General features: G+C 36.3%; 23 protein-coding genes. 11 read left to right on the top strand and 12 right to left on the bottom strand.

The window, feature by feature from the left end; genetic code table 11:
- The first annotated feature begins 55 nt into the window (after nucleotides 1-55).
- Nucleotides 56-754: a murein L,D-transpeptidase catalytic domain family protein gene (locus MM236_RS00160; protein WP_241272895.1), complete on the top strand. Its 699-nt coding sequence runs from the start codon at nucleotides 56-58 to the stop codon at nucleotides 752-754.
- On the opposite strand, the gene MM236_RS00165 is transcribed toward MM236_RS00160, so the two are convergent.
- The gene (locus tag MM236_RS00165) at nucleotides 740-2,413 is read right to left on the bottom strand and encodes a L,D-transpeptidase family protein (protein WP_241272896.1); all 1,674 of its coding nucleotides are present in this window, start codon (nucleotides 2,411-2,413) and stop codon (nucleotides 740-742) included. The genes MM236_RS00160 and MM236_RS00165 overlap by 15 nt on opposite strands.
- A gap of 309 nt (nucleotides 2,414-2,722) precedes the next feature.
- Between MM236_RS00165 and MM236_RS00170 the strand changes: the two genes are divergently transcribed.
- The 3 genes from MM236_RS00170 to MM236_RS00180 all read left to right on the top strand — a co-directional run bounded on the left by MM236_RS00170 (nucleotide 2,723) and on the right by MM236_RS00180 (nucleotide 5,649).
- Nucleotides 2,723-3,097 carry a hypothetical protein gene (locus tag MM236_RS00170; RefSeq protein ID WP_241272897.1) on the top strand — a complete coding sequence of 125 codons (375 nt, stop codon included), beginning with the start codon at nucleotides 2,723-2,725 and terminating at the stop codon, nucleotides 3,095-3,097.
- A 103-nt stretch (nucleotides 3,098-3,200) separates the two neighbouring features.
- A complete protein-coding gene (locus tag MM236_RS00175) occupies nucleotides 3,201-4,100 on the top strand; it encodes an HAEPLYID family protein (protein ID WP_241272898.1) in 900 nt (299 codons plus the stop codon).
- 313 nt (nucleotides 4,101-4,413) lie between these two features.
- Nucleotides 4,414-5,649, top strand: a complete 1,236-nt coding sequence (locus tag MM236_RS00180; RefSeq protein ID WP_241272899.1) for an ROK family protein — start codon at nucleotides 4,414-4,416, stop codon at nucleotides 5,647-5,649.
- Here the strand turns inward: MM236_RS00180 and MM236_RS00185 are convergent.
- Both MM236_RS00185 and MM236_RS00190 read right to left on the bottom strand, forming a co-directional pair.
- Entirely contained in the window at nucleotides 5,636-6,661 is a 1,026-nt protein-coding gene (locus MM236_RS00185) for a LacI family DNA-binding transcriptional regulator (RefSeq protein WP_241272900.1), read from the bottom strand. The genes MM236_RS00180 and MM236_RS00185 overlap by 14 nt on opposite strands.
- Nucleotides 6,662-7,187: 526 nt before the next feature.
- Nucleotides 7,188-9,350, bottom strand: coding sequence for a glutamine synthetase III family protein (locus MM236_RS00190; RefSeq protein ID WP_241272901.1), 2,163 nt, complete (start codon nucleotides 9,348-9,350; stop codon nucleotides 7,188-7,190).
- A gap of 231 nt (nucleotides 9,351-9,581) precedes the next feature.
- Between MM236_RS00190 and mtaB the strand changes: the two genes are divergently transcribed.
- Complete coding sequence (mtaB, locus tag MM236_RS00195; RefSeq protein ID WP_241272902.1) at nucleotides 9,582-10,901, top strand: tRNA (N(6)-L-threonylcarbamoyladenosine(37)-C(2))-methylthiotransferase MtaB; 1,320 nt, start codon at nucleotides 9,582-9,584, stop codon at nucleotides 10,899-10,901.
- 132 nt (nucleotides 10,902-11,033) lie between these two features.
- Here mtaB and MM236_RS00200 read toward each other — a convergent pair whose 3' ends face one another.
- The 8 genes from MM236_RS00200 to lpxK all read right to left on the bottom strand — a co-directional run bounded on the left by MM236_RS00200 (nucleotide 11,034) and on the right by lpxK (nucleotide 19,749).
- Entirely contained in the window at nucleotides 11,034-11,942 is a 909-nt protein-coding gene (locus tag MM236_RS00200) for a helix-turn-helix domain-containing protein (RefSeq protein WP_241272903.1), read from the bottom strand.
- Nucleotides 11,943-11,951: 9 nt separating this feature from the next.
- Nucleotides 11,952-12,296 (bottom strand): hypothetical protein, encoded by a 345-nt coding sequence (locus MM236_RS00205; RefSeq protein WP_241272904.1) that lies wholly within the window; start codon nucleotides 12,294-12,296, stop codon nucleotides 11,952-11,954.
- Nucleotides 12,293-13,081 (bottom strand): SDR family oxidoreductase, encoded by a 789-nt coding sequence (locus MM236_RS00210; RefSeq protein WP_241272905.1) that lies wholly within the window; start codon nucleotides 13,079-13,081, stop codon nucleotides 12,293-12,295. The genes MM236_RS00205 and MM236_RS00210 overlap by 4 nt, the downstream gene beginning before the upstream one ends.
- A gap of 130 nt (nucleotides 13,082-13,211) precedes the next feature.
- Nucleotides 13,212-14,714, bottom strand: coding sequence for an ATP-binding cassette domain-containing protein (locus tag MM236_RS00215; RefSeq protein WP_255742105.1), 1,503 nt, complete (start codon nucleotides 14,712-14,714; stop codon nucleotides 13,212-13,214).
- A gap of 30 nt (nucleotides 14,715-14,744) precedes the next feature.
- Nucleotides 14,745-15,989, bottom strand: a complete 1,245-nt coding sequence (locus MM236_RS00220) for an ABC transporter permease (protein WP_241272907.1) — start codon at nucleotides 15,987-15,989, stop codon at nucleotides 14,745-14,747.
- Nucleotides 15,990-16,110: 121 nt separating this feature from the next.
- Complete coding sequence (locus MM236_RS00225; RefSeq protein ID WP_241272908.1) at nucleotides 16,111-16,692, bottom strand: MiaE family protein; 582 nt, start codon at nucleotides 16,690-16,692, stop codon at nucleotides 16,111-16,113.
- A 32-nt stretch (nucleotides 16,693-16,724) separates the two neighbouring features.
- Nucleotides 16,725-18,659: a putative porin gene (locus MM236_RS00230; RefSeq protein WP_255742303.1), complete on the bottom strand. Its 1,935-nt coding sequence runs from the start codon at nucleotides 18,657-18,659 to the stop codon at nucleotides 16,725-16,727.
- 31 nt (nucleotides 18,660-18,690) lie between these two features.
- Nucleotides 18,691-19,749 carry a tetraacyldisaccharide 4'-kinase gene (lpxK, locus tag MM236_RS00235; protein ID WP_241272910.1) on the bottom strand — a complete coding sequence of 353 codons (1,059 nt, stop codon included), beginning with the start codon at nucleotides 19,747-19,749 and terminating at the stop codon, nucleotides 18,691-18,693.
- A 46-nt stretch (nucleotides 19,750-19,795) separates the two neighbouring features.
- Between lpxK and MM236_RS00240 the strand changes: the two genes are divergently transcribed.
- The 3 genes from MM236_RS00240 to MM236_RS00250 all read left to right on the top strand — a co-directional run bounded on the left by MM236_RS00240 (nucleotide 19,796) and on the right by MM236_RS00250 (nucleotide 22,205).
- A complete protein-coding gene (locus MM236_RS00240) occupies nucleotides 19,796-20,896 on the top strand; it encodes a Nif3-like dinuclear metal center hexameric protein (RefSeq protein WP_241272911.1) in 1,101 nt (366 codons plus the stop codon).
- Nucleotides 20,897-20,899: 3 nt separating this feature from the next.
- Nucleotides 20,900-21,673, top strand: a complete 774-nt coding sequence (locus MM236_RS00245) for a zinc ribbon domain-containing protein (protein ID WP_241272912.1) — start codon at nucleotides 20,900-20,902, stop codon at nucleotides 21,671-21,673.
- A 106-nt stretch (nucleotides 21,674-21,779) separates the two neighbouring features.
- The gene (locus MM236_RS00250; protein ID WP_241272913.1) at nucleotides 21,780-22,205 is read left to right on the top strand and encodes a hypothetical protein; all 426 of its coding nucleotides are present in this window, start codon (nucleotides 21,780-21,782) and stop codon (nucleotides 22,203-22,205) included.
- On the opposite strand, the gene MM236_RS00255 is transcribed toward MM236_RS00250, so the two are convergent.
- Nucleotides 22,183-22,812, bottom strand: coding sequence for a histidine phosphatase family protein (locus tag MM236_RS00255; RefSeq protein ID WP_241272914.1), 630 nt, complete (start codon nucleotides 22,810-22,812; stop codon nucleotides 22,183-22,185). The two genes, MM236_RS00250 and MM236_RS00255, sit on opposite strands and share 23 nt — an antisense overlap.
- A gap of 53 nt (nucleotides 22,813-22,865) precedes the next feature.
- Here MM236_RS00255 and MM236_RS00260 point away from each other — a divergent pair, with 53 nt between their 5' ends.
- From MM236_RS00260 to menD, 3 genes are read left to right on the top strand one after another with little or no spacing between them, the layout of a single operon-like run.
- Nucleotides 22,866-23,288 carry a hotdog fold thioesterase gene (locus tag MM236_RS00260; protein WP_241272915.1) on the top strand — a complete coding sequence of 141 codons (423 nt, stop codon included), beginning with the start codon at nucleotides 22,866-22,868 and terminating at the stop codon, nucleotides 23,286-23,288.
- A gap of 27 nt (nucleotides 23,289-23,315) precedes the next feature.
- Nucleotides 23,316-24,533, top strand: coding sequence for a chorismate-binding protein (locus MM236_RS00265; protein ID WP_241272916.1), 1,218 nt, complete (start codon nucleotides 23,316-23,318; stop codon nucleotides 24,531-24,533).
- Nucleotides 24,530-26,209 carry a 2-succinyl-5-enolpyruvyl-6-hydroxy-3-cyclohexene-1-carboxylic-acid synthase gene (menD, locus tag MM236_RS00270; protein ID WP_241272917.1) on the top strand — a complete coding sequence of 560 codons (1,680 nt, stop codon included), beginning with the start codon at nucleotides 24,530-24,532 and terminating at the stop codon, nucleotides 26,207-26,209. The genes MM236_RS00265 and menD overlap by 4 nt, the downstream gene beginning before the upstream one ends.
- Nucleotides 26,210-26,689 lie beyond the last annotated feature (480 nt).

The raw sequence follows: 26,689 nt of genomic DNA on the forward strand, positions 1-26,689 counted from the left end.
AAATCTAAATTAAGTCCAACTTAGAATCACATCAAAAACAGAAAATTTTCTGCTTATGCTTTTACAAACCCTCACCATTACTTTCATCCTATTCATTGGGATTTTTCCAAATCCTAATTACACCGAATCCAATAAATCTTCCTCCTCAAGCTTATCGAACACCAGTCGAATTTCTGAAATTTACGAACAATTATACAGTGTAAATGAAAATGTCCCTTCAGAAGAAGTACTTACTTTGGCTCTACAAGGTTGGATCAAATTGAATGGTGAGCTCAAATCAAAATTGTTGACTGTTATTGATTTTAGCATGCCGTCCACTGAAAAGAGGCTTTGGATCATAAACCCCGAAACCGGTGAAGTTCTTTTAAATTCTGTAGTTTCCCACGGAAGAAATTCCGGAGGATTGATTGCAAATGCATTCTCCAATCAACCCGAATCCTTCAAAAGCAGTTTAGGATTTTATAAAACTGCCGAAACTTATGCTGGAAAGCACGGATATTCCCTGAGACTAGATGGTTTGGAAATTGGATTTAATGACCAAGCAAGAAACCGTGCCATAGTAATTCATGGAGCTGATTATGCCAGAGAAGAATTTGCTGCTTCTGTAGGCCGATTGGGTAGAAGTCTCGGATGTCCCGCGCTTCCAACAGAGCTATCTACACAAGCAATCAACCTGATCAAAGATGGGTCATTGTTGTTCATATTCGCCAATGACCCTCAATATTTGAATAAGTCTAGTTTAATTCAGGCTTGATGTATAATTTTTGTTTGTATTTCTGAGCGAACTCAAAAGTGCCGAATCCCTATCATATACATCTGATCTAAAGTTGGATTTACCATCTTCATTTGCCCAAAATGTCATGTAAATCAGGACTACTGGTATTTTTCTATCAAGGTCAACTACCATTTCCTCGTCTTGATCCATGGCCTCTTTGATTTTTTCATCATCCCAAGATTTGTCATCCAATAGTATCTTGGCAAATTGATCTGGATTTTGGATTCTAATGCACCCATGACTCAACGCACGCGACTCCAAATCAAATAGGCTTCTTGCAGGAGTATCATGAATGTATATATTGTATTCATTTGGAAACATGAATTTTACCAAGCCCAAAGAGTTGTCTCCCCCAGGCTTTTGTCTAATCCTATATGGAAAGTTCTCAGTATCTTTGTTCCAATTTATTGAGTTCACTTTTACTGTTTCTCCGGCCCCAGTGATTACTTCCATCTTTTTGTCTGTCAAATAATTTTTATTTTTTTGAATAGAAGGTATTATTTCTTCGTTGGTAATCGATTCAGGAATGTTCCAATATGGACTGAAAACAATGTAACTCATCGGAGCTGTAAATGTCGGTGATTCATTGTATTCCTTTCCCACTATTACTTTAGCAGTAAAGACAGTGTCTGATTTTTTCAAATAATCTAATTGGTAATTAGCAATATTGACCAAAACCATCTCTTGGTCCCATTCCATTTTTGGCATCCATCTCAATCTTTCCATATTGATGGAAGCAATATCTATCAGATTCTGTGGAGAATTGTTTAAAAATTCAGCTACTCTAGCTCCAATCACACCGTCTGGATTCATACCATTCGAATTTTGGTATTCCTTTAGCCCCTTGTACATCGTAGAATCGAAGTATGTAGGTTCTTCAAAATCATAATCGCTGACAAAACCCCAAAACATCAATCTTTGCCTCAGCACAGGAATGGCATTGTGATTTTCCCCAACTTTTACAGCTCCTTTCACATTTTCAAAACTCCAAGCAAGTGTGTCATTCTTTTGAATTTCATAAAGACCTTTCAAGGCTTCCCTCCCATTTTTATACATATCCAATTCTGGATAAATGTCTAAAAAAACCTCTTCAACAGCTTTTCCACTTGCTATTTGATCCAAAAAGGATGAGAAATCCATTTCTTTTTTTTCCAAATCAAATTTCCAGTTGGGATCCAAGGTAGAAGGATCTACTTTACCATTTGCGAGGTCATTGGCTAGTTTGAAAAAACCATCGGTAATCAAAAGTTCAATTTTTACTTTTTGATCTTTAGATAGGTTATTAAACTTTAGTTCTTCTTCAATGGAGTTTGAAGATACCTCATATAATTGAGGCAGATTATAATCATCAGGCTGTAAGCCATCAAATTTGGAATCTACGATCTGGGAGATCATTTCTTCTCCTGATTTTGAAAGCTTGCCGTTAAAAAACCATATTTCAAGATAATCTCTGTCCAAATAAAAATCTTGGATTTCTTTGAAAGATTTTGATTGAGCCAGTGTCCCGCTTTCATCTCCTGATAAGCTTATACGGAGCTCATCAGTAAAATCTGTCCTCCTCTGATTGAAGTACCAATACAACCCAATCCCTAAGACCAAAACTAAACCAATTGCAATTGAAATATTTTTATTATTCATAAATAGAATTTTGTACCGATCTTAATATATCAATTTCCATACTTGCAAAATCAGAACAAGAAACAGAGAAACATAACCCTTATATTCAGAACATTAGCAATATTGATTATGAAAAACAACATGCCATCTCAATTCAAGTTGAGTTCAATTTTTCCCAACTTGGGGAGATTACTATTTTCCTATCGATTTATAAACCACAACAAGGTTAGTTGTGATCCCATATTATATCCTTTCTAGATTGACGGCGATTTACCTACATTGATTTACATTCATACATAATGGTATACATAAAAAACTTATATTTGTGCTATGTTTAGAAAGTTGCATAAAAATCTACTGATCAAATGGGTGAATTACCTTTTGATTATAAATTTTATCAATTTAACAGCAAATTTTTATTTTGGGACAAACTCCCTTTCTGCAGAGTCATACTATTCAGACCCAATAGATACTTTGGCAGAAATTATAGTTGAATATATTTTTGAAATGGATGACGAGATTATTCCTGATACTGAAGTCCCAAATGAAAAAAGAAAAATTCCTGATATTAAATTGGCATTTTCACAGTTTCAATTTGTGCACAATGTGCATTCAACAATCGTTAGCGATGACTGGGTGAACAACCAATACTTCAAAACACTGGGAATGACTTATGAAGTCAATTCTCCTCCTCCAGAAGTTTAAGTTACTTTTTCAACACTTTTTCAGGCTAAAGTCTGAAAAAGAAAAAAATGCTTTTGAAAAAAAGCAAATAATACTATTTATATATCAGATTAAATTTCAAATCATGAAAAATATTTCAAAAGGCATAATGCTATGCCTTTTACTTTGCATCACCAAAATTGCCTATTCACAAGTATCAGAGGCAGAAAGTGCAAAACAAGAAAGAGTTGAATTAGACAGTATTTTCCTTGCAGAATTTGAAGAAACCAAAGCTACGCAAAAAGCAAAAGTACTACATGCAGAGCCACTTTACATCGATTTAATTAGAGATCTTGGAGCAAGGAAAGGTGAAAAGGAATGGAATGTGGGAGCTGGAATGACAGACAAAAGAGGCTTTGATGAGTACGAGCTTTTGGTAGAATATGAGTGGGCACCGATCGACAGACTTGGTTTTGAAGTGGAGCTTCCTGTTACTATATTTTCTACGAGAGGAGATTTGTCTCAAAATTTAGAAAGACCTTCCAATCGGATAGAATCACTCAAATTAGCTACACAATGGTCTTTTTTGGTGTCTGAAAAAGCAAGAACATCTTTAGCAGTTGGATACATTCATGAATTTGAGTTTGTAGATCTCAACAAAATGGGAAGAGGTGAGATTTTCAATGGCAATGTATTCAATCCTTTTTTTGTTGCTGCCAAAAGATGGGGAAGTAATTACCATACATTGATCTATACAGGCCCTAGGTTTGTCAAGGAATTCAATCATAGCGCTAAATTCGCATATGAAATACACACCAATTTCCACTATATGATTCCTGGCACGCGGAATTTTATAGGTTTGGAATTTAACAAAGAACTTCACCAAAATGAATTCATTGGTGTTTTACGTCCCCAAATGCGGGTAGGCTTAGCAGAAAATCTAATGGTAGGCATTGTAACCGGGATTCCTGTCAGTGGAGCTGACAAGAGCATGAGTTCATTTATTCGAATCATCTATGAACCTGGTTTTAAAACATTTCATTAGTGTATTGAATAATATGTGTATCCGCTTACTTGCACGTAGCCAATCAATAGAATGTCTGCTAAATGATTTGAGGTTCTGTTGCCTGTCGACAGTTGTCCGGTTGATAAGAATCAGCAAAACAAAAAACCTCGTCTGAGCCAACGTGTAACATTGCGGATGCTCATATTAAAAACCATTTTTTTTGAATAACAATTGAATTTCTTTGACTTCAATAAAAATTATTAATCAATTAATCATTGCGATTTGTAATTTTATAGTATAAGTTAAAAACCTTTCATTGATTTTTTTACCTTTATCGGATAATATGAAATCTATGAATTTAATCAATCCAAGAAAATCCTTAGAATCTAAAGAAGGAGTTGTAGAAATAAAAAATTATATCAATAAAATAAAGCTGATAAAAAACCTCTATTCGAAGGGGAACAATACTGCTGGTGAAATTTGTAATGAAGTTGGAATCAGTTTGCCCACAGTCAATTCCTTGTTGACAGACTTGATTAAATCTGGAGAAGTGATCAAAGATGGAAGAGCGCAATCCCAAGGTGGAAGAAAGCCTGACCTTTACAGGCTTTCGGACGATTCTTTCTATATAATATCTGTAGATATCAACAAATTCAATGTTACAGCAGCTATATATGGAAGCAATAACAAAGCTGTAACTGAGCCAAAATCTCTCAAGATCAAACTCAACAATGAAATTGTGACATTTGAAAGAATCTGTACATTTTTAGAGGATGTCATCAGAGAGTCCAATTTAAAGGATGAAAAGATCATTGCTGTTGGAATATCAATGCCTGGAATGATTGATTCAATTCACGGAATCAACCATACATATCTCAATTTTGGCAAATTGGATTTGGTTGCAAATTTTGAACAAAGGCTAGGAAAGAAAGTGTTTTTGGAAAATGATGCAAGGGCGATGACGCTTGCTGAATTCAAGTTTGGCCACAACGAAGACTACAAAAATGTTTTGGGGATATTTATAGGTTGGGGTATCGGACTCGGTATTATGATTGATGGAAAAATATACCAAGGAGCCTCAGGTTTTGCGGGTGAGTTTAGCCACTCCCCTATCTTTGATTCTTCCGATATCACTTGCACATGCGGCAAAAAAGGATGCTTGGATTCAATCGCTTCAGGAACAGCTATCGTTCGAAAAGCCAAAGAAGCTGTGCTGACTGACATGGAATCCATCATGGCAAGAATGGCAAAAGACAGTGAAATCACTCCGGAATTAGTAGTGAATGCAGCTTTAGATGGTGACCAAAGAGCAATTACGATTTTGAGTCAAGTAGGACTTGATCTTGGAAGGGGAATTTCAATTTTGATCCAATTGCTAAATCCAAAATTAATCATCCTAGGAGGAATAGTAGCTGAAGCTAAACACTATCTCACCACCCCTATCCAACAAGCATTGAACATTTATAGTATGGCTAAGTCTAGAGAAAACACAGAAATCACATTATACAAATTAGGCCGTGAAGTTGGACTATTGGGTGGTGTAGCAGTGGTAAATGAAAAAATCTTTGAAGATATTATTCAATCCTAAAAGTGGATTTTCTCTGAATAAACTTATTAGGCAACACGACTTTGTTATTTTGGATTGCTTCCAAATCAGAAAGTTGATGCAGAATCCCTTCCATCAAACGCTCTGCGATCAATTCGATGGGCTGTGCAATTGCAGAAATACTTGGCTGATACAACCCAAAGAAAAAATGATCGTCGAATGACAAAACTTGGTAATCTTCAGGAATTTGTTTTCCCATTTTCCTAAATGCCTGTAACCCTTCAAATGCCAAGTAGTTAGTAGCAAAAAACACTGCATCAATATCCTTGTGCATGTGTAGAAAATCCATAATCTGATCACCCACAAATGCTTCGGATGGGGTATGAAAAGGCTCTTCAAAGACCAAAGGTCTATAACCATGTACCACAATTGCTTTCTGATACCCTGACAATCTATCTTTCATTTGGGTTTGGTTCGATTCTACTGTGACAAAAGCTATTCTCTTACAGCCATTCAATATCAAATGTTCTGTACCATCATAACAACTCTTTTCATTTTCTACAATTACGTGGCTACATTCCAAGGATGGAATCCATCTATCAAATAGAATTACACCAAAGTTTTCTGAAATAAGGCTTTTGATTTCAGACTCCAATCCTAAAGTTGGTGTGATTATAAAACCATCTACATTTCTATTTTTGAATGTTGTTATCAGTTCTATAGCCTTTTCTGTGTCGTTTTCGGTGCTGCAATAGATTATTTTATAACCATTTCTATACGCCTTTTCTTCTATCAACCTGGCAATGTTGGAAAAAAACGAATTCGATATATCTTCCACCATGAAAACAATCACTTTAGATTTACCAGACCTTAAGCTTTGAGCCAAATGATTTGGCCTATAACCCACTTTGGCAACATAATCCTCCACCAATTTAGTCATAGACTCACTGATCCTCTTCTCCTTGGACTTGCCATTGATAATAAAAGAAACTGTCGTGATCGAAATCCCAAGCGCTTTGGCAATATCCTTAATTGAAATCTTCTTGTTTGTCATCGTTTTTAAGCTTCTCAAAATCTAAGCAAATCTAATACTAATTACTATTCAAGTGATCACTAATTCAACTCTTCTGGGTGATAAGGTGACTAAGTTAATTAGGTGATTAGTTAATTGAGTCAATTGGGGGATTAGTTAATTGAGGGGTTAGTATAATAAGTACCGACTTGAAAACACTATTCACTGGTCAACTTTTCACTGATCACAAATCTACTATTCACTAATCCACTAATCACTATTCAACTAATCCACTAATCACTAATTCAACTCTACTGGGAGATAAGTTAATTGTGTTAATTGTGTGATTAGTTAATTAAGTCACGACTTAAAAATACTTTTCACTGATCAACTTTTCACTGATCCCTATTCAACAAATCCACTATCCACTGATCCACTAATAACTAATTCAACTAATCACTATTCAACTAATCCACTAATCCTTAAACTCAAAGTTTTCTTCAACAAAAAAAGAAGACTGCTTTCACAGTCTTCTTTTTCTAAAGTAATCTAAGTAGTAGTTACATTCTTATTTGATGAACAACATTTCTCTATATTTCACTAGAGGCCATGACTCATCATCTACCAAAAGTTCCAATTTGTCTACTGCATATCTGATTTGATCGAAGTAAGCTTCTTTCACATTAGTACTGTAGCCTTTTGCTCTTTTGATAATATCATCTTCTTTATTGAGTTTCTTTCTCGCCTCTATCATTTGATTCACACTAGATTTAAGTGCTTCCAAATGACGACTTACATCCTTGATTGTCTCAATCGCAGCAGTATTGTCCAAACCTAAACCTTGCAATCCATTAGCATTCTCTATCAATTTGTTTTGATAAAGGATTGCAGTAGGAATGATATGGTTCAAAGCAAGGTCACCCATTACCCTTGACTCGATCTGAACTTTCTTAATGTAATTTTCAAGCATGATTTCGTGTCTTGCATGAAGCTCTACATTAGAAAGCACATTGTGCTTTGAGAATACCTCAATAGACTTCTTGTCCAAATAAGTATCCAAAGCAAAAGGAGTACTCTTAAGATTAGAAAGACCTCTTTTTTCAGCTTCTTTCTCCCACTCTTCTGAGTAGCCATCACCTTCAAATCTTACTTTCTTACTATCCTTGATATACTTTCTCAAAACATTGACGATAGCGATTTTCTTCTCTTTACCTGAAGACATTTCCTTGTCGATATCTTTGGCAAGTTGCTTCAAAGTCTCTGCTACGATCACGTTCAATACAGTCATTGGTCCAGCAGAATTTGCCTGCGAACCTACTGCTCTAAATTCAAATTTGTTTCCAGTAAATGCAAACGGAGAAGTTCTATTTCTATCAGTATTGTCCAATATGATTTCAGGAATTTTAGAAATACCCAATTTCATATACATATTGTCACCTTTCTCTATCTTGATGTTACCGTTTTTCTCAAGCTCATCAAGAACACCGCTAAGCGTAGATCCCAAGAATACAGAAATAATCGCAGGTGGTGCTTCATTGGCTCCCAATCTATAGTCATTTCCAGCAGAAGCAATACTAGCTCTCAACAAATCTGCATAATCATATACAGCTTTGACAGTAGCTACCAAGAAAGTCAAAAACTGAAGGTTTTCCCTTGCTGAATTGCTTGGTTGGAATAAGTTAACTCCAGTATCTGTGATCAAAGACCAGTTGTTGTGCTTACCAGATCCGTTTACACCAGCAAATGGCTTCTCGTGGAACAACACTTTCAAATCATGTCTTTCAGCTACTTTGTCCATCACATCCATCAATAGCTGATTGTGATCTACGGCTTTGTTGATTTCTTCAAAAAGAGGAGCTACTTCAAATTGACCTGGAGCTACTTCATTGTGACGAGTCGAAACTGGGATACCTAATTTCAAGGCTTCAATTTCGAAATCCATCATAAACTCTTTTACTCTTGTAGGAATAGTACCAAAATAATGGTCTTCCAATTGCTGACCTCTTGCAGGGTTGTGACCAAATACAGATCTACCAGCCATTACCAAGTCAGGTCTTGTTGAAAAGAGCGCTTTGTCAATCACAAAATACTCTTGCTCAACACCCAAAGAAGGTGTGATTTTTCTTACATTTCTATCAAACAATTGACAGATTGCCACAGAGGCTTCATTGATAGCTTCGATAGATTTCAAAAGGGGAGTTTTGTAATCTAGGGCTTCTCCTGTATATGCAACGAAAATAGTTGGAATACATAATGTATTACCAAAAATGAAAATCGGTGAAGAAGGATCCCAAGCAGTATAACCTCTTGCCTCAAAAGTCGAACGGATACCACCATTAGGGAAAGAAGATGCATCTGGCTCTTGTTGTACCAATGCCGACCCTTTGAATTTCTCAATACCTGCATGTGCATCGAAAAAAGCATCATGCTTCTCTGCCGTAGAGCCGGTCAATGGCTGAAACCAGTGAGTATAGTGGGTTACACCTTTGCCTAAAGCCCAAGTTTTGATAGCTGAAGAAACCTCCTCAGCAGTAAGTGGATCAATTTTGGAACCTTTTTCAATTGCTTCGACTACCTTCTTGTAAACAGTAGGTGCCAAAGTTTCTTTCATTTGTTTCGTTCCAAAAACATTTACTCCATAATAATCTGAAATCTTTAGCGAAGGTGGAGTTGCCGTAACGCTAGGTCTGCTTTGCGCCAATAAAAGCGCTCTCTGTCTTAAAGTTGCCATTTCTACAATAAGTGGTTTGATTTAATGCTTACAAAAATAGAAAATTATATCAATTTAAAAGCAAATAGCCTGTTTTTAAACCATTTTTTTGAAATAAATACAGTTTTTTCAAAAAAACAGGGCGGAATTTAATAAACCACACCAATTTTTATTGATTTTGAGGTTAATTATTAGATAATTGAAAACCTGAGTTAAATAATTAACTTTGCACTCACAAATTCAAAGATCATCGTGAAAAAAGTAGCATTTTATACTTTAGGCTGTAAATTAAATTACTCGGAGACTTCTACAATCAGTAGAATGTTTGAGAATAAGGGGTATCAAAAGGTGGAGTTTGATGAAACTCCGGACATTTTCATTATCAATACCTGCTCTGTCACCGAAAATGCTGATAAGAAATGTAAAAAGATCGTCAAAGAAGCTAAAAAAATCTCTCCCAATTCGTATGTAACGATCATAGGATGCTACGCACAACTTAAACCAAAAGAGATTGCTGAAATCAAAGGTGTTGATGCTGTCTTGGGAGCAGCAGAAAAATTTAGATTGATAGAATTGTTGGATGGCTTTGCCAAAGAACATGAAACAAAAGTCCTTGCTTCAGAAATCCAAGACGCTACTGTTTTCAACAATGCCTTCTCTATACACGATAGAACTAGAACATTCTTGAAAGTTCAAGATGGATGTAATTATGGCTGTGCTTTTTGCACAATCCCACTGGCACGAGGAAAAAGCAGAAGTGATAGTACCGAAAATATCCTGAAGTCAGCAAGAGAAATTGCCGCAACAGATGTAAAAGAAGTAGTGCTCACGGGAGTGAATATTGGTGATTTTGGAATTCAGGAAGGAAAAAGAGAAGAAAGGTTCATCGATTTGGTCAAAGCTATTGACGAGATTGAAGGAATAGACCGAATTAGAATATCTTCTATAGAACCAAATCTATTGACAAATGAAACAATCGATTTTGTATCTACGTCGCAAAGATTTGTTCCTCATTTCCATATTCCACTCCAATCAGGAAGTAACCAAATCCTGAGAAAAATGGGCAGAAGATATCTTCGTGAACTTTATGAAGACAGAGTAAGCAAAATAAAAAGTCTCATGCCACATTGCTGCATAGGCGTGGATGTTATAGTTGGATTTCCGGGAGAGACAGACGAATTGTTTTTGGAGACTTACAATTTCCTGAACAATCTAGACATTTCGTACCTTCATGTCTTTACATATTCCGAACGTGCCAATACCCGAGCTACAGAAATGGAAGGTGTAGTTCCTATGAAAATCAGAAATGAAAGATCCAAAATGCTGAGGATACTTTCTGAGAAAAAAAGAAGGAATTTCTACCAAGAAAATCTAGGAAAAACTTTCACAGTACTCTTTGAAGATGATGTAGAAGACGGGAAAATGCATGGATTTACTGAAAACTACATTCGTGTCTCCGCCAAATATGATCCAATCTTGATCAATGAGCTAAAGACTGTAACTTTGAAAGAAATTAATGACAAAGGTACTGTAGAAGTAATGGAGCCCGAGATGGTTTATGAAAAGCACTAAATATTGAACCTGCCTACAGTTTGTAGGCAGGCATTTTTTTACTTCAATAAATGAATGTTTCAGAATTTGTTATTTTTCAACATCTCTCTCTTTTAATCAATCAGCATTTTTCGAAAGTTGAAGCGTCTTTGATTAATTGAAACTTGCCCTAAACTCCTTGGGACTTTGTTTGGTTTTCGTTTTGAATAATTTACTAAAACTTTGAGAATGCTCAAATCCCAATTCATATGCAATTTCACTTATTGATAACTCTGTTGTTGAAAGCTTTTCTTTTGCCTTTTCTATTAACTTCTCGTGAATATGCTGCTGAGTTGTAATTCCTGTCATTTGTTTGAGCATACTACCTAGATATTTACTAGAAACATTAAGATTTTCGGCTACATATTGTACACTTGGCAATCCCTTAGTCATTAAGTCCTCTTGACTGAAATAATCTTCCAGTACTTTTTCCAATCGATTCAAAATCTTATTATTAGTGATTTTTCTAGTTATAAATTGACGCTCGTAAAATCTTTTGGCATAAGTTAACAGCAAATCAAGCTGAGAAATCATTACATCCTGGCTAAATTTATCAATATTGGAGTGATACTCATGCTTGATGTTTTCGATAATCCCATTCATCAATGACTCTTCCTTATCCGAGAGAAACAATGCTTCGTTAGCAGCATAATTAAAAAATTCGTATTGTTTAATTTTTTTTGCCAAAGGTGTGTTCCACAAAAAATCAGGATGAATAAATAGCATCCAACCTTGTAAACTTGATGGCCGACTACCTGCTTCTCCTCTCAAAATCTGTCCTGGTGCCATAAATGCCATAAGTCCTTCATCAAAATCATACTTTTGTTGTCCATACAGCAAGTTATTGCATCCACGTTTGATTGAAATAGTGTAAAAATCAAAAATCACAGCATTGACTTCTGAATCCTTGGTAAACTTTGAAACATCCACAATGCTGATCAAAGGATGATTCGGCTTTTCAACTCCAGCCAAACGATGTCCTTCTGAAATTGATTTTATACGAATTGGCGCACTAATTTTCATAATCTGATCTTAAAATTTAAAAGGGTATCTCAGCCAAATCAAAAGCAATGGTAGAGTCAGAAAAGGAATTTCCATCAAAGCCATTTTATAATCCCCTGCCTTTAACGACAATGCCATAATTAAAACAATGGTTACTGCATTTAGAACATTAGACAAAAAAAATGTCTGAGGAAAAAAAAGCAGAAAACCAATGATGATTGAAAATGCTCCAAAATAGGGCATTACCGACTTTGATATGCCAAGATTTGACATCATTTTAAGTTGCTCAGCATTGGCAGGTTGAAAAGCATCCCATCCATGCTTCATACTAAGCAAAGCAGAAACCAATAACAATATAATACTTAAAATCTTCATTGTTGTTTCTGGTTTTTGAGTTTTTTGATTTCTTTAAATTCACGGTGGCCAAAATTCAATAAGACATTGGGAAATAATCTACTAGCAGCTTTTATCACTCTAATCGTGAAAGGCTTCAATTCTTTCTTGTCTTTCAAAAGACCTTCAATGGCGACTTTTACCATTTTGTCTGCGGTCATCATCATTGCTGGATCTGGTTGCTTTTCCCATGTTTTTTGAAGATTTGTTTTGACACCGGGAGGTATCATTTCGAACACTTTGACACTTGTATCTTCCAGTTGCAATCTCAACGCTTGTGTGTAGGCCCTAACTCCAGCCTTCGTAGCACTATATATAGGTGCAGAAGAATAGGACATAAAAGCTATTCCTGATGAAACATTAACTATGGCGGCTGATTTTTTAGTTTTAAGATGCGGTAAAAATTGATGTACCATTTGAATAGTACCTGAAAGATTAACGGAAATTTCTTGGTTGATATTTTCCAAATCCAACGAACTGTCTTGTAAATCAATCAGACGCATCAAGCCTGCATTATTGATGATAATATTCAATTCCGGAAATTGTTGGATTACTCCTTTATAGAGTGTTTCGATATCTTTCGGATTGCTTACATCACTTTTGAAGGTGTGGACATTTGTAAATTTTTTCTTAGTATCATCTAATGCCTTCTGGTTTCTTCCTGTGATGATGATATTTGCACCATATTCGGAAAGTTGCTTAACAAATTCCAAACCTAAACCACTTGTGCCTCCTGTGATGAGAATTGTACTGTTCTTTAATTCCATTTTTCTGATATTTTGTTTATACAAATTTCAGAATTAAACCCCCATCAGATGTAGCCAAAATTCACATTGTTGTAGCTGAAAATGCTTATCTTTAAAAGGTTTTTGATTGACTGAAAAAACCAATGCCTGATTAACCAAAAATCTCCCCATCCTGAAGCACAATTTCATTAGTAACTGTCTCTGGAATCTCATTTTCGTAATGACTTACAAATATCATCGAGATCAAAGGATTCTTTCCGATATGGTTTATTGCCTCCAAAAATAATGAACTTTGGTCTTCATCCATTCCTTGGGTTGCTTCATCCAATACCAATAAAGCAGGTGATTTGATCATAGCTCTAGCTAAAAGACAAAATCTCTGAGTTTCGAGAGACACTTGATTAAAAAACAACCCAGCTACATTGGGAATTCGGAACAAAGACAACCATTCCATAGCTTGGCTTTCTTGGTCCGGAGTAACTTTTTTAAACAATCCCATGGTATCAAAAAGACCAGACAATACTACCTTGATGCATGATTGGTTTTTTGGAAAAAATCTTGACAATTCTGCAGAAACAAAACCCACTTGCTTTTTGATATCCCAAATTGTCTCACCTGTTCCTCTTTTTCGGTCAAACAAAACAATATCATTGGCATAAGCTTGAGGATTTTCTCCAATAATTAGACTTATCAATGTTGATTTCCCCGCTCCATTGTGCCCTTTCAATGACCAACATTCCCCTTGTTTGATTTCCCAATTCAGATCTTTTAAGATTTTCTTTTGATCATAAACCACCGTCACCTGATTCATCCGAACTAAAAAGTCAAATTTTTGAATAGAATTGATCTGGATTAATTTGTCCAATTTCTCCACATCAAAATGAAAGAATTTTCTTTCTTTTTGCATATCAAATGAATTAAGAAAATCTTCTCGATTCATTGTCGTCAATTTACCATCCTGCAAGACCCCAACATGGGTGATGACATTTGGGATTTGATCAGGCTTTGTGGCTACAATTAACTGAATGCCGGAATCAACTATTTTCCTCAGAATCCCATCAAACTGATTTCTTGTTTCTTTATCCAAACCTGTCATTGGCTCGTCCATCAAAAACAACATTGGATTTTTAAGTAAGGCTGATGCTATTGCCAGTCGGCGGGTTTCTCCATTTGATAATTTTAATATTGATTCAGCTAGCAAATAATTGATATTCAATAAATCAACTACCCTATCAAAGTTCCAATATCCTTCAATTTTAGATTCTACTTTTTCTAAATATTCCTGTACGGTATGTGCTGAATCTGATTCAGAGGAATTGAAGCGTTGCTGATAATAGAAATTCTGAAGATTATCCTTATTGGTAAAAGTGTATTTTTGGCTTACGAAAGCAACCAAGTCTCTGTAGCTATTAACTTGGCTTTTTTGCATGCTTTGTTGTCTGTAATTATCAGCGAACGCAAAGCGCAAACTCCCAGAGAAAACCACTGTTTTCCCCAAAATGGTTTCTAAAAAGCCTTTCTTTTCTATACTAGAAGCACTTACAATGGCCCAGTTTTCGCCCTTTTTCATCAAAAAATCAAGATTTTGAAAAAGCACATTATCCAGGCTCTTCACACAAACTTGATTCATTGACAGAAATGAATTTTTATCCATCAAACAAAATTTTCCTTTTTAACGCATATTCTATTCGTAACGCAACGACTCAATAGGATCCAACTTGCTTGCCTTGAATGCTGGAATATAGCCTGAAGAAAGCCCTACAAAAACACAAATCACAAATGAAACAAAAATCCAAAGCCAAGGAACCAGAAAACCTCCAGGCCCAATCAAATTGGCTACGACATTTCCAATTCCGATACCCAAAATCACCCCAAACACACCTCCAATCAGACAAATTACAATTGCTTCAATCAAAAACTGTTGCCTAATCCTTAAAGGAGTAGCTCCCAAGGCTTTTCTAATCCCAATCTCCCTTGTTCTTTCCGTTACTGACACCATCATGATATTCATCAATCCTATAGATGCACCTACAAGTGTAATAAATCCAATAGTGAACCCTCCAATCCTCAAATAACCAGCAACTTCTTCAAGACTCTCTCCTACAGTTTGACTTTTGGTGATTTCGAATGAATCATCTTCCCCGATTCCATCCTGTCTGATTTTACGCATAATTCCTGTTGCCTGTCCCATTTCGTATTGAAGATTCACAGGGTTGGAACCACTTGCGGTAATCGTATATCTAAAAGTTCCATTGCGGTCTAATCGACTACCATTTTCAATAGGAATAAAAATAGCCCTATCAGCACCTGAACCACCTCCAACACTCCCTTGCTTTTCGATGATGCCTATTACAGTATACTTATTCCCAAAAAATGAAATTTGTTGATTTAGAGGATTTTCTTCTTTTTCAAAGAGCAAATCAACCAATTCCTTCCCTATGATACACACGTTTGTTCCATAGTCCACTTCAGTTTTACCGAAGTTTCTCCCCTCTTCTACTTTAATTCCTTTGATCAAAAGATACAAATCATCTACACCCGTAACACGGATGTTGGGATTGGTCTTTTTTGATCCTCTTTTTATTTCTACGGATCCTGACAGAGTCGAATAGACCGTCGAAACTCCTATACCAGAAAATTCAGTTTTGAAAGTTTGGGCTTCCTTGTATTTTACTAATGGATAGGATTTTTCTGTTTTGCCGTCTTGGACAGACCTTCCTCCAGAAAAACCTCTCGATCGGATATCAAAATTGTTAGCACCCAAGCCAGAGAAACTGTCCTCTATCTGAGCTTTTATGGCATCTATGGCAGTAAGCATCCCCACAAGAGACGTAATCCCAATAGCAATGATGGCGCCAGTAAGAATGGTACGAAGCAAATTGATCTTTACAGATCTCAAGGCTTCCTTTATATTTTCGATCAGATTCATAAAATGTTCAAATTGGAACAGTATTCCTTAAAATTTCACTTTAATTTCGTTTAATATGATGGATTTTATTTAAATGCCACAGAAATAACCCGATTTTTTCAGAAAAAAAATTTTCTGATCATTAATGCATCCTATCAGCCCTAACTTCAAGGCTACTGATTACTTGTGCTTCATAAGCAAGCCATTCTTGCCATCTTGCATTGACGACATTCTTGTCATTTATCTTTCTTGCCAATTCTATAAAATTCACATAATGCCCTGCTTCTGATATCATCAGCTCATAATAGAATTTTCGCAATTCTTCGTCCTGAATATGATTAGACAGCAATTTGAATCGCTCACAACTCCTTGCTTCTATCAAGGCATTCATCAAAAGGTGTTCTGACAATTGTTGTGCTCTACTTCCACCTTTTTTGATAAACTCGTTGAGTTTGATGACATATTCATCCTTTCTTGGTTTCGCAAGTACATATCCCCTCTTATTCAAATGGAACAAAACCCTTTCAAAATGCCCCCACTCTTCTGCTACTACAGGTGTGAGTAATTCTGCCACTTCTTGAAAATCATAAAAATTTACGATCAGTGAAATGCATGATGAAGCAGCTTTTTGCTCACAATATGCGTGGTCAATAAGTATCTCTCCAATATTCATCTCAGCAATACCCACCCATCTCGGGTCTGTAGGCAGCTGTAAATGCAGCATTTTTTGTTTTGTACTTTCTTCCCAACTCATCATCAATCAAATAAAGGCCATGAAATACCGATATCCAAAGTCCCTTTCAACCCAGTGAAATCAGGGGTTACAAAATACCCAGGTACAGATAATAGATTACTATTGACATGGTTATATCTTACCAAAACCCTAGTCCTATTGATCCTTGCATTTAGGAAAAAATCAATAACAGGATACCCTTCAACATTGGAAAACCTATCTTGTAGGTAAAACTGCTGCATAGCTGGGTTATAAGCTTCCGCAAAATGCTCGCTTCTATACCTTCCTTCAAGCCCTATCTGAATAAACAAATTTTCGTCGAAAAGTGGACTGTCAAAATAAATCCTACTATTGGCAAATATCTCAGGAATTCGGAAATTATCAGCACCTCCACCAGTAATCAAAGTATAGTAAGCTTCTGTTTCCCAAAATAGCTTTCCTGCAACATTAAAACTGGTCTTAATTCCTGGAATCAACATAAATGCTTCTCCAGAGGCTTGAGTGGCTTGTTGATTTTCATCAAAAAACACATAGTTATTTACCCGATTGATTGTAAGATTGGGCCTAATACTCCACCTTTTGAAATCAGCTTTGATTACCCCTTGAACTTGATCTAGACCAATATTTGAAAAGCGATTGCTCCAGCGGTGATGATTGCCTCTGTATAATTCCTGCATGGAAGTAGGTTTGTAGAGTGCTTTGGTGTACGATGCCTCCAAAAAGGGAGAAACAAACAAACCATGAATTCTAAACGCTCCGGGAACTAAGTACTCTCCCTCTGCTTCAAAACTCCATTTTTCATTCAAGTCTCCACGCAAAGCTCCACCAAGAGAAAGCTCATCAAAACCATTGGGGTTCACCATGTAATTGCCCCTCATTCTACCTGTACGGAATTTTACAAAAGCGTTGTAATAAAACAACCCTAAATCCCCCTTAAAACCCGCTTCATTTCGCCATTCGGAAAAGTGATTGTAATTAATTGTACTATCCGCTCTATTGAATCTGTCAGGGTTGTATTCGTTGAAAAAGGCTTCATCTGGTGAAGTCAATGCAGATCTGAATGTCACAGCTTGCTTTCTTTTATCAAAAACATGATAAACTTGCCAACCTTTCAACAATTCATATTCATGGTACAAATGATAATCTTGCCTCAAATCTACCGCACTTGAATTTCTCAGCCATACTTTGGCATCTTCATAAGTAAAATACAAAGATGTACTGTCTATATCTGGCGGGATTATACCCCCTTGCTCTGCCACTTGATGTCTTCCCCTAGAAAAGTTTCCCAAGAGAAAGTATTTCTCATTGTCTGATTTATAACTAGTCTGGAAAGAATAAGAGTTGGCTACTGTGCCATGGTCATCTCTTCTAGCAGGATTAAGGGTTTTAGTGGCTCTGATGGTATGAATGTTAAAGCCAACATTCCAATTGGGTGTGACATTTCTTGCAAACTCAAGATCCATCATGTTCCTATTTCCACCACCAAAGAATAGGGCCATTTTGGTATAGGGAGATTTGGTATCATAATACTTCACACTATCAGGAGAGTGATGATACAAATCATAAGCAGTAAAACCTGATGTAGTACCTATCATTTTCGGAGCTTGATAAAAGATTGGCTTAGATGCAGTCCCTATATTTCCCAAATCCTGATATTTCCATCCTGTCTTGGCTACCGGCTCATAATAATGAAAGCCATTCAGTAAGGTATCTAGCTCTTGCTTTTTTATCCTGTTTCTTTTGACATCTTTTTCGAAAAAATATAAGGTAGTTTTTGGTCCGAAAACCATTTTGGTAGAATCATCTATCAGCTTTTTTCTTCCCGATGAATCTTCTTGACCTTCCTCATCTTCACCATTTCCTGATTGCTGCCTGTTTTGTTGTCTACTTTGTTGTTGGCTTCCTGGAGGAGGGACCCGGGTAGGAATTTGGGAATAGACCTCTTGTGCCAGCAGCATGCACACAAAAAAAATAAATATGCTGTATAATTTAATTTTCACGGATATATCCTTTTTCCTTTACTACCTCTGAAATCTTGTCTTTTATCCATTGTGAATCACCTTTGCTCAAGCTGATTTCTATTGGAAGGGCAAAAATCGCAATTTCTGCCAAATATTCCCGAAATATAGGGTCTTTAAGTTTGACTGCATCCTTTTCAGTAGTTAAAATTGCTGAATTAGAATTTTGACGTACACTTTTTGCTATATTTTTGACATCACTGATTTTGTAATGATGATGATCAGAAAATGTAAATACTTCTTTGACCTCATAATGCTTACTCACTTCTCTTCTCAAAAGTTCATCATTTGCGATCCCTGATACCAAAATCACTTCATTTAGTTTATGGTTTGCAGGATTAACGAGCGAAACTGGTTCCCCATATTTCAACCCAGCAAAAATAATTTTAGCATGACTATTATAAACCCTTATTTCTCTTTGATAGAAATTCTTGGTGCTTTCATCAAAGTCTTCCGGGCATTTGGTCACGACAATTATATCAGCACGGATTGCTCCTGCTCTCGCCTCTCTCAAAGTTCCAACTGGCACAACTCTATCATCAAAAAATGGCTTTTGGAATGTCGTCAGCAAAATATTCAAATCACCTTTCACATATCGATGCTGAAATGCATCATCCAAAAGTATCAGGTCAGTACTTGGCAAATTGGCAATGATCATGGGAATCGCCATCACCCTATCTTCACCAACGGCTACTGCTACATCAGGTTTGAATTTTGAATAAATCTGAAAAGGTTCGTCCCCAATTTGAGATGCATTAGAATCTTCATCTGCTAAAATAAACCCAGTGGTTTTACGACCGTACCCCCTACTCAGCGTACAAATAGATTGAAAATCTGACAGCAACCTGATCAAAAACTCAACGAAAGGCGTCTTCCCAGTACCTCCCATACTCAGATTTCCAACCACTATCGTTGGAATGCTGAAGGACACACTTTTCTTATAACCAGTATCAAATAGTCTGTTTCGTACCTTTGTGACACCGTCATAGATAAAAGAAAATGGATAAAGGAGAGGTTCAAACCAAGGCATTCGCAATTTTTAGTTAATTTTGATTGACAAATTTAAATTAAAATATATGGTTTATACGATCAAAGAAGTAGTTTCTTATCTCGAAAAACTCGCACCGCCTGCATATCAAGAGTCTTATGACAATGCCCAATTGATCACTGGAAATTCTAATGACAATGTGAAAGGCATACTTTGTACACTAGATGCTACAGAGGAGGTGATTGACGAGGCTATCAATCTTGGTTGCAATCTTATCGTAGCCCACCACCCTATTGTATTCAAAGGCTTAAAAAGTTTGACGGGCAAGAATTATGTAGAAAGAACCATCATCAAAGCAATCAAAAATGATATTGCAATCTATGCAATCCATACCAACTTGGATCATGTGGCAAATGGAGTAAATAAGCGAATCAGTGATAAGATTGGTTTAGTCAACACAAAAATTTTATCTCCTAAAAAAAATTTATTAAGCAAGCTAACCACATTTGTCCCACATGAAAATGTACATCAAGTAACCACTGCGATGTTTGCAGCTGGTGCTGGCAACATTGGAGAATATAATGAATGCAGTTTTATGGTGGAAGGCAAAGGTACGTTTACTCCTTCTTCAAAAGCAAATCCAAAAATCGGCCAAAAAGGCAATCCCCACACTGAACCTGAGACTAGAATTGAAGTGATCGTACCAAGTCATCTAGAAAGAAGAATCATAGCGGCATTAAAAGATGCACACCCATATGAGGAAGTTGCCTACTACCTACAGAAAATCGAAAATGAACATCAGCATGTAGGCGCTGGGATGGTAGGAGAATTACCATCAGAAATAGATGAAAAGGACTTTTTGAAGATGCTCAAATCAAAAATGAACCTACAAGTGATCAAGCATACAAAGTTAAACAACAAGCCTTTCAAAAAAGTAGCCGTTTGTGGTGGTGCAGGAATATTTCTCCTATCAGATGCAAAAAGGTCAGGAGCAGAAATCTTTATTACTTCGGACATAAAATATCATGAATTCTTTGATGCTGAAAATCAAATAGTTATTTGTGACATTGGACATTATGAAAGTGAAATCTTTACAAAAGAGTTATTATTAGAGTTATTGTCACAAAAATTCACTAATATTGCACTCTATTTGACAAAAGTAGTTACGAATCCCATAACTTACCTATAGTACATGGAAAGTACCGTTGCACAGAGACTTGAAGCATTACATAATCTTCAAAAGATAGATTCCCGCTTAGATTCCATCATTAAAGTTAGAGGAGCCCTCCCTGAGGAAGTCCAAGACCTTGAAGATGAAATCGCAGGCTATGAAACTAGAGTAGAAAAATTCAATACAGACATCCTAAGCCTCGAAGATGAAATCAAGAAGCATAAGGAGAACATCAAAGAGTCTGAAAAGCTGATCAAAAAATATCAAGAGCAGCAGATGAATGTCAGAAACAATAGAGAGTATGACGCCATCACCAAAGAACTTGAACTACAAGACCTAGAAATCCAAGTTTCCAAAAAGAAAATTGGAGAAGCACAAACAAGAATCGAAACAAAAAATCGAGATCTTGATGAGCTTAAGGAAGTTGTAAAAGACAGAAAGAAAGACCTTGACAACAAGCAAGGTGAATTGCAAAATATCGTCAATGAAAGCGAAGCTGAAGAAGCAAAACTTAACAACGACAGAGAAAAGGCATTAAAGAAAATCGAAGACCGTCTTGCAAAATCTTATTCTAAAATCAGAGTGAATGCCAAAAATGGTTTAGCTGTAGTTTTGGTAAAAAGAGGAGCTTGTGGTGGTTGTTTTAATGTCGTGCCTCCGCAAAGACAAGCTGACATCAGAGAAAAGAAAAAGCTTATTGTATGTGAACATTGTGGTAGAATCTTAGCTGGTGTTGAAGATGAAATCGAAGAAGAAGTAGCGCCAAAGAAAAAAAGAAGTACTAAAACTTCATAAGAATAGAGACCTGAAGAAATTCAGGTCTTTTTTTTGCACTATATTTTTTAAGATTAATCACAAACAAAATATTGATTTATCAGTTTAATTTTTATACATTACGGATATGAAAAATTTATTATTGACAGCGCTTCTATTCTCAATCATTAGTTTGGGTTTCGCCAAAAATCCATCTGAAAAAACGTTTTTGATAATATTTAACAAGGCAGAATTGAAACAAATGAAAACAAGCCCAGAATATATAGAACTAAGCTTGATGAATTTGTTTGACACAAAGTCTTTTTCCGGAAATTCAGATGCTGCTATTCTCGTAAAAACAACACAAGAAAGCATTGATAAATGCCTGCTTGGCGATTTTATAATCAGGCTAAACCAAACCACCATTGCTACACTTGATGAAGTTGCTTTCCAAATAGTAGATCTGGACAAATCAAAAGGTGTATATCAAACTTTGGTGTCAGATTTTGAAGCGAAAATTGAAAAAAGCAGCAAAAAGGCCAACAAGTTTTTTAAACTAAATGAAGTCCTTTAAGATGATCTCCTGAGTTGAATTTCAAAATCCTAAATACACCTGTATCATCTACATTCAACTCATACAAACCAAGGTTTTGATGATGAAATTCATCCATAAACCTCAAATCATATTTCATCAAAACACTCAGTAAGATTCGCATAGCCCTGCCGTGCATACAGATTAAAATCAGTTTTTCTGGCTTGCTCAAAATATAATCTATCCCTATTTTTAGTCTTTCTGCTACAATATTCGGACTCTCCCCTCCAGCTATTGCGTAATCCAATTCTCCTGAACTCCATTTCTCAAGCATGTGCTGATAATATCTGTTCTCTTCTGGAGTCATCGGCACACCTTCGTATTTTCCCCAGCTAATTTCATTGAGTTCGACTACACTTTCATGTGGAATACCCAAGTCCAAAAACCCCTCTACAGATTGCTTTGTCCTCTGTAGTCCTGTATAATAAACTTTCTCAAAAGGAATATCCTTATATGTGTCAAAAAATGCTTTCGCTTGCTTATAGCCATTGGAATTCAATGGTGCATCTATCCCACTTCCCTGAACCACTCCCTTCAAATTGTAATCAGTCTGCCCGTGTCTTACGAGGTAAATTTTTTTACTTAACAAGATTCTCTATTTTTGTTTGAAAGAACAAAGAAAAAACTTTTATTCCATTATCCATGATATTTCCTTCAAACCTTACTATAGATACGCTCAATCAATGGGGAGAAAATACGATGACCGATTTTTTGGGGATCAAATTTACCCAAATTGGGGAAGATTTTCTGGAAGCAACGATGCCCGTTGACCACAGAACCAAACAACCACTTGGATTGTTACATGGTGGTGCAAATGTCGTTCTTGCTGAGACAATGGGTAGTGTTGCTGCTACTTTGACTGTCGATCAGAAAAAACAATATTGTGTAGGCTTGGAGATCAATGCAAACCATCTTAAATCTGTAAAAGAGGGATTTGTGAAAGGTATAACCAAACCAATACACATTGGTAAAAAAACGCAAGTGTGGGAAATAAAAATCTACACAGAAAACGGAGAACTAACCTGTATAAGCCGAATCACAATGGCAGTCATTGACAAAAAATAAGATGATTATACGCTATTAAAAATAGATATGCAGACTGCATTAGAAATAAAATTCGATAGTTTAGAACATTATTTGAACAATTTACTTTCCTTACACCTTGAGAAGGGTCATCAATTAGCTATTTGGAGAAAACCAAAATCTCAATTTCTCCAAATACTGATAGACAATTCTGGGAAAGCAAAAAAAGTCTCTCCTAGGCTTGAAGAGTTACCCTCAGGATTTATTGTACATCCTTTTGAAGACCAAGAGGATCAAAAAGCCTATTACTTGGAAGCAAGTTCGTATTTCAAAATAGACCTCAACATTGCCATTGAGGATCAAAAGGAAAACTTGAAAGCAATAGGCATTGTCAAAACAAATACACAAAGCAAAAAACTGATCAATAAATCACTTTTTTCATCAGGTGAAACTGGCGGAAGAGAATCTTATCTTGAATACAGCAAACAAGATTTTGTTGAATTGGTAAAAAAAGGAATCAAAGCCATCGAAAATGGCGAACTGAATAAAATAGTACCCGCAAAACTAAAAAAGATTGAATTGACAGAAGGATTTGACCTTGTGAATTCCATCAAAAGCCTTATCCAAGCGTATCCCAATGCATTTATTAACTTTTTCCATATTCCAGAAGTTGGCTCATGGCTTGGTGCTTCACCGGAAGTATTGATTCAGACAAAAGGAGAGCTATTTTCCACCATGTCATTGGCTGGAACGCAAAAAGCTGTAGGCGATAATCCATTGAAGAACACAGCTTGGACACAAAAAGAAATCGAGGAACAGGCATTGGTAAGTAGGTATATCGTCGATTGCTTCAAAAAAATCCGACTGAGAGAATATGATGAAATTGGTCCAAAAACTGTTTTGGCTGGCAATCTTCTTCACCTCCGATCTGATTTTAGCGTAAACATGAATGCTACAAATTTCCCTCAGCTTGGATCTGTAATGTTGGAATTGCTTCATCCAACCTCTGCCGTCTGTGGAATGCCTAGAAAAGAAGCATTTGATTTCTTACGTACGCACGAAAAATTCGACAGATCGTTGTTTGCAGGATATATTGGCCCAGTAAATATTGAAGAAGAAACTTCCATATACGTGAACCTGAGAACAGCTAGGCTGATGGATGGTTTTGCGATTCTTTATGCTGGAGCTGGAGTCACCGAAGATTCAGATCCTGAAAAAGAATGGGAAGAAACAGAAATGAAATGTGACATTATTGGACAACACCTAAATCTTCAGAAAAAGCTTTGATCTTAGAACCTATTCTTAATCTTGTCTCCATTTGTAGCCAAAAAGGAGTTAACAATGTAATCCTCTCCCCTGGATCAAGATGTGCACCCATCACTTTGGCTTTTGTGAGACATCCAAAAATCCATTCAAGAACAATTTCCGATGAAAGAGCCGCAGCATTCATCGCATTGGGAATGGCGCAACAACTGGAAAAACCAGTAGCCTTGGTCTGCACTTCAGGTTCAGCTGCATACAACTATGCTCCAGCTATTGCAGAAGCATTTTTCCAACAGATTCCTTTGATTGTAATCACAGCCGATAGACCACCGGAATGGATCGATCAATGGGATGGTCAGACCATCAGACAAGAAGAAATCTACGGGAAGCATGTAAAGGGTTCATTCTCTTTCCCTGATGATTTCCAACACAAAGACAAAGTATGGCATGCAAACAGAATAGCCAATGAAGCTATCAACTTGGCTCAACAGTTCCCTGCAGGCCCAGTACATATCAATATACCTTTACGAGAGCCATTCTATCCAAATGCTGACGAGCAGTTCAATTTTGATTCAAAAGTCAAACAGATCGATGCTATCTCTACAGAAGCAGTGATAACTGGTGAAACCAAAGAAAAACTCAAATCAAAACTTTCCAAATTCAACAAAATCCTAATTGTACCTGGGCAGCAAAGGCCGAATGAAAAACTACAAAAAACACTAGATCAAATTGCTTCTTTGAACAAAGCCGTGGTCGTAACAGATACCATTTCAAACCTTCAATCTGAAGAAACCGTCAATTTTCATGATCATTTCATTGGGAACACAGTTTTTCAAAAGGATTTAAATCCAGACTTGATCATCTCTTTTGGCAAATCTATCATTTCCAAAAATCTTAAATTGTTCCTAAGAAATTCAGAAGCTGAGCATTGGCATGTGCAGCAGGATGGTTACTCTCCAGATACATTTCAAAGCTTAACGCATACCATTCAGTGCCAACCTCTTTCTTTTCTAAAATTTCTCGAGGAGAATATGGCTTCAAATGAATTCTATTCATCTTCTTGGAACTTACTTGAAGAAAAAATCAAAAACAACCTACCAAAAGTATTTTCCCAAACAGAATTCGGAGAATACAAAGCGATAGCATCCTGTCTGAAATTCATTCCCCAACACGCCAAACTTCATGTAGCAAACAGTATGGCCATAAGATATGTGAATCTTTTGGGCATCAGAAAACAAGAAGTGATTTGCAATAGAGGAACAAGCGGAATCGATGGAAGCAATAGCACAGCAGTAGGCTGCACTTTCACCACCAAAGATCCTGTTACATTGATCACGGGAGATTTAGCTTTCTTTTATGATAGAAATGCGTTTTGGCATAATTACTCCATGCCAAATCTTAGAATAATTTTGCTCAACAATCATGCGGGTGGAATATTTAGGTTAATCGATGGCCCAGCAAAACAACCTGAATTGGAGGAGTTTTTCGAAACCAAACAGACATTATCAGCCCAAAACCTATGCAAAGACTTTGGTTTTGAATACCATTACATAGCTGACGAAAAGAGTTTGACCGACGTCATGGAGAATTTTTACCATAAATCCTTGAATCCCAAAATCATCGAAATCAAAACTGAGAGTCACAAAAATGCAGAGATATTGAAATGGGTAAAGGCAAAGATAAATGAAGGATTGCTATAATTAAGCGTAGATTGCATCTACATTTTCATATCATTGGAATTTGCAATTCTGCTTTCAAATAATAAACCCCTCGAAGTCGCAATATTTAGGGTGTAGTTGCAAACTACACCCAGTTGGTTAGTGATTGATTTTTAAGGGTGTCTCAAAAATTTGGCGTGTGCCCTAAGTGTAGATTGAATCTACACTTCCATATCAATGGAATTTGCAATTCTACTTTCAAATAATAAAACCCTCGAATTTGAAATATTTAGGGTGTAGTTGCAAACTACACCCAGGCGGTTTGATTGGGGTGTAGTTGCAAACTACACCCAGACGGTTGGTGATTAATTTTTAAGGATGTCTCAAAAAATTGGAGCGAACCCTAAGTGTAGATTGAATCTACACTTTCATATCAATGGAATTTGCAATTCTGCTTTCAAATAATAAAACCAACGCAATCGAAATATTTTGGGTGTAGTTACAAACTACACCCAGTTGGTT

Source organism: Belliella calami (assembly GCF_022549695.1).
GTDB classification, from domain to species: Bacteria; Bacteroidota; Bacteroidia; order Cytophagales; family Cyclobacteriaceae; genus Belliella; species Belliella calami.

Coding starts and splice junctions, on each gene's coding strand:
- MM236_RS00185 (WP_241272900.1), bottom strand. CDS start 6,661: ATGACAAACAAGAAGATTTCAATTAAGGATATTGCCAAAGCGCTTGGG.
- MM236_RS00200 (WP_241272903.1), bottom strand. CDS start 11,942: ATGAAAATTAGTGCGCCAATTCGTATAAAATCAATTTCAGAAGGACAT.
- MM236_RS00225 (WP_241272908.1), bottom strand. CDS start 16,692: ATGCTGCATTTACAGCTGCCTACAGACCCGAGATGGGTGGGTATTGCT.
- MM236_RS00215 (WP_255742105.1), bottom strand. CDS start 14,714: ATGGATAAAAATTCATTTCTGTCAATGAATCAAGTTTGTGTGAAGAGC.
- MM236_RS00205 (WP_241272904.1), bottom strand. CDS start 12,296: ATGAAGATTTTAAGTATTATATTGTTATTGGTTTCTGCTTTGCTTAGT.
- MM236_RS00160 (WP_241272895.1), top strand. CDS start 56: ATGCTTTTACAAACCCTCACCATTACTTTCATCCTATTCATTGGGATT.
- MM236_RS00260 (WP_241272915.1), top strand. CDS start 22,866: ATGATATTTCCTTCAAACCTTACTATAGATACGCTCAATCAATGGGGA.
- lpxK (WP_241272910.1), bottom strand. CDS start 19,749: ATGCCTTGGTTTGAACCTCTCCTTTATCCATTTTCTTTTATCTATGAC.
- MM236_RS00210 (WP_241272905.1), bottom strand. CDS start 13,081: ATGGAATTAAAGAACAGTACAATTCTCATCACAGGAGGCACAAGTGGT.
- MM236_RS00175 (WP_241272898.1), top strand. CDS start 3,201: ATGAAAAATATTTCAAAAGGCATAATGCTATGCCTTTTACTTTGCATC.
- MM236_RS00230 (WP_255742303.1), bottom strand. CDS start 18,659: ATGCTGCTGGCACAAGAGGTCTATTCCCAAATTCCTACCCGGGTCCCT.
- MM236_RS00165 (WP_241272896.1), bottom strand. CDS start 2,413: ATGAATAATAAAAATATTTCAATTGCAATTGGTTTAGTTTTGGTCTTA.
- MM236_RS00250 (WP_241272913.1), top strand. CDS start 21,780: ATGAAAAATTTATTATTGACAGCGCTTCTATTCTCAATCATTAGTTTG.
- MM236_RS00180 (WP_241272899.1), top strand. CDS start 4,414: ATGAATTTAATCAATCCAAGAAAATCCTTAGAATCTAAAGAAGGAGTT.
- MM236_RS00220 (WP_241272907.1), bottom strand. CDS start 15,989: ATGAATCTGATCGAAAATATAAAGGAAGCCTTGAGATCTGTAAAGATC.
- MM236_RS00240 (WP_241272911.1), top strand. CDS start 19,796: ATGGTTTATACGATCAAAGAAGTAGTTTCTTATCTCGAAAAACTCGCA.
- MM236_RS00245 (WP_241272912.1), top strand. CDS start 20,900: ATGGAAAGTACCGTTGCACAGAGACTTGAAGCATTACATAATCTTCAA.
- MM236_RS00190 (WP_241272901.1), bottom strand. CDS start 9,350: ATGGCAACTTTAAGACAGAGAGCGCTTTTATTGGCGCAAAGCAGACCT.
- MM236_RS00265 (WP_241272916.1), top strand. CDS start 23,316: ATGCAGACTGCATTAGAAATAAAATTCGATAGTTTAGAACATTATTTG.
- MM236_RS00170 (WP_241272897.1), top strand. CDS start 2,723: ATGTTTAGAAAGTTGCATAAAAATCTACTGATCAAATGGGTGAATTAC.